At 55.7% G+C, this 2,448-nt stretch carries 3 protein-coding genes; 1 reads left to right on the top strand and 2 read right to left on the bottom strand.

Translation table 11 applies throughout. The annotated features are described in order from the left end of the window. Positions 1-82: 82 nt before the first annotated feature. Complete coding sequence (locus tag H6G62_RS26760; RefSeq protein ID WP_190500838.1) at positions 83-523, bottom strand: RyR domain-containing protein; 441 nt, start codon at positions 521-523, stop codon at positions 83-85. A gap of 204 nt (positions 524-727) precedes the next feature. Continuing rightward, positions 728-1,345: a 4Fe-4S single cluster domain-containing protein gene (locus tag H6G62_RS26755; protein ID WP_190500837.1), complete on the bottom strand. Its 618-nt coding sequence runs from the start codon at positions 1,343-1,345 to the stop codon at positions 728-730. A 280-nt stretch (positions 1,346-1,625) separates the two neighbouring features. Here H6G62_RS26755 and H6G62_RS26750 point away from each other — a divergent pair, with 280 nt between their 5' ends. Further along, a complete protein-coding gene (locus tag H6G62_RS26750) occupies positions 1,626-2,129 on the top strand; it encodes an ureidoglycolate lyase (RefSeq protein ID WP_190500835.1) in 504 nt (167 codons plus the stop codon). Positions 2,130-2,448 lie beyond the last annotated feature (319 nt).

The raw sequence follows: 2,448 nt of genomic DNA, 5'->3' as shown, positions 1-2,448 counted from the left end.
GGGGCTATCTGGTTGTTCATCCATGACTACAATCGCAACATCCGAGAAAAGCTGGCCAAGCAAGGTCATCCGGCTTTTTCCTCTAGCCTGCACTAAAATGCACTACCATTAATTCATTGCGCAAGGCCACCAAAGAGGCCAGCCGAATATTCGCCGGACTGTTTTCCCCCGCCAGTTGGGGCACCTGCAAGGGCGGGCTGGGGGTGGTATTGGCCCCCGGTTCTGGGGTGGCCTCGGCGGGATGGCTGTCTAGCCGATAGCCCATGGCCAGCACCAGTTTGAAATTGTCGAGAAACGTCCGCCGCTTATTGGCCTTCACCTCCTCCGGCAGCGCCTCGAAGGGCATGAGGTGGGGATGGGTTTGCCGCACCGGATCAAACCGAGCGCCTTGCTTCCAACCCAGTTGCAGCAGCGCATTGCCCCAACGACCATGGTCTTGCTGGGCTAGCACATCCGCCAACTGCAAATATTCTGGCGACAGCACCACGGATGAGGTATCAAGCAGTCCTGAGAAGTATTCCACAGAAGAATGACCGACGAGGGTACAGAAACAGCGGCAATTAACCAAGATGGCTATAGATTAACAGGGGGCTTGCCCCGGCGGGATATCCCCACCGAAGGGCGAAGCACCCCGACCCCAGTTCCAGCCCAATCAACCGTAGGGGCGAGGTCTCCTCGTCCGCTGATACTGGGGGCCAGTCAGCCGAATTTGAGACTAGATGGGGGGTTAGTCGGTGAGCAATTGCCCTCGATATCCCGTGACAATGCGGCTACCATCTTTGAAAATGTGAACCTCTAGCTGGTCGCTGGCCCAGGTAATAGCGTTGTCTAGGGCGGGGTTAAAAATGTGAACCCGCTGATTTCGAGAGGATACGGGGGAATCGGGCGAATTGACGGCCTGGGATTCGACAAATGGCCCATCAATTAATATGTCCAGTTGATCCAGCAAATTCTGGGCACCGGGAGGGGCATCGACAGAGCGCAATTTTTCTAGGGTAAAGCCCGTAAAAGACATCACTGTCAACCCTTCGGCCTTCACTAGGGCGGCAAGCTGGGCTAGGGCGGTGGCTTGCCAGAAGGGTTCGCCCCCGGAAAAGGTGACCCCCTGGTTCTTGGGGTTAGCCAAAATGCGCTGGGCCAAATCTTCGACGGTGACCAGTTGATTTTCCTCAAAACTCCAACTGGCCGGATTAAAACAGCCCGGACAGTGCAGCAAACAGCCCTGCACCCACACCACTGCCCGACAACCGGGGCCATTCACCTCCGATTCGTTGACGTAGCCCATGATGTTTAACGATCCGGAGGGGATGTGGCTAAGCGCCTCTGGTGGAGCGGGGTGGGCCATGGCGGCAATAGGGGTGAGGGAAGGACTGGGCTAAGGGTGGGAATGATCCAGGAGAAATCATCCATGGGTAAGGATCGATGGGGAATCCTTCACCGGGAATTCTCCCTAGGGAATTGGGGTTGATTCTAGCGATCTGCACACTATATAGCCAAGGAGTGATTAAAAAGCTTAATGGTTGAACTAGAAAGGTTAATGGATGCTCCCCAGTTGGGCAGTGGTAGCCTAGGGACGGAATGATGGGCCGTTTACAGATTCATTGCCCCATCCCCATCCCTTGGCCATGCCCCCATCCCTTCAACCCATCACCCAGCAAACCCTGACGGCAGAACCCATCACCGCCGCCGCCTTTGCCCCCTATGGCCAGGTGATTTTCCCTAGGGCCGATGCCGCCCCCTTTGGCCCTGACGATGCCCAGCTAGTCCTGAACCAGGGCATCCCACGCTTGTATCTGATGACCCTGCCCCAGGCGGGTACCGAGTTCCACACCATCACCCGCCACCGCCGCTGCACCCAATGTTTGGGTGCAGCGGCCAATCAGGATTGGCTGATGGCCGTAGCTTCTCCAGGGGAAGCCGACCAGCCCGACCTCAGCGCCCTCAAGGCGTTTCACATTCCTGGCCATTGCTTTATCAAATTGGCGGTGGGCACCTGGCACGCGGGGCCATATTTCACCCATCCCAGCGTCACCTTTTACAATTTGGAACTGAGTGACACCAACTTCACCGATCACCAAACCTGCGACCTCGCACACACCTTTGGCCTCAGCTTTACCCTCACGGTCTAGGGCGGACTGTAGCGCGATATCAGTCTTGTGAGAATAACGATGACTCAAGTTAAATCACTCAGGCAAAGTTGAACGTCACCAGAATGTGCGACGGTCAGACTTTGTGTTCGTGGTCTGTGGGGAGAGATGTTCGTAGGTCTTGGCCTTGATGGCGAAATTTCCGACTCAATCCAGCAGTACGTCGCCATATTTTGGTCACTTAACTCTACAAACTGGACAGTGGGAAGTTCTGTATCCGGTAGCGGGACGCCAAGAAAAACGGACATGAGCTGAGTCAATCGACCCATCATGTCCGAAACTGGCTGATGTAAAGCCTTTC

This window comes from Phormidium sp. FACHB-1136 (genome assembly GCF_014697375.1).
GTDB lineage: Bacteria > Cyanobacteriota > Cyanobacteriia > Phormidesmidales > Phormidesmidaceae > Nodosilinea.
Note: the sequence above shows the minus strand (reverse complement) of the source record. Positions and strands in the feature narration are given on the sequence as shown.

Bases quoted from the DNA above. Each gene is read 5' to 3' on its own strand.
- H6G62_RS26755 (WP_190500837.1), bottom strand. From the start codon at position 1,345: ATGGCCCACCCCGCTCCACCAGAGGCGCTTAGCCACATCCCCTCCGGA.
- H6G62_RS26750 (WP_190500835.1), top strand. From the start codon at position 1,626: ATGCCCCCATCCCTTCAACCCATCACCCAGCAAACCCTGACGGCAGAA.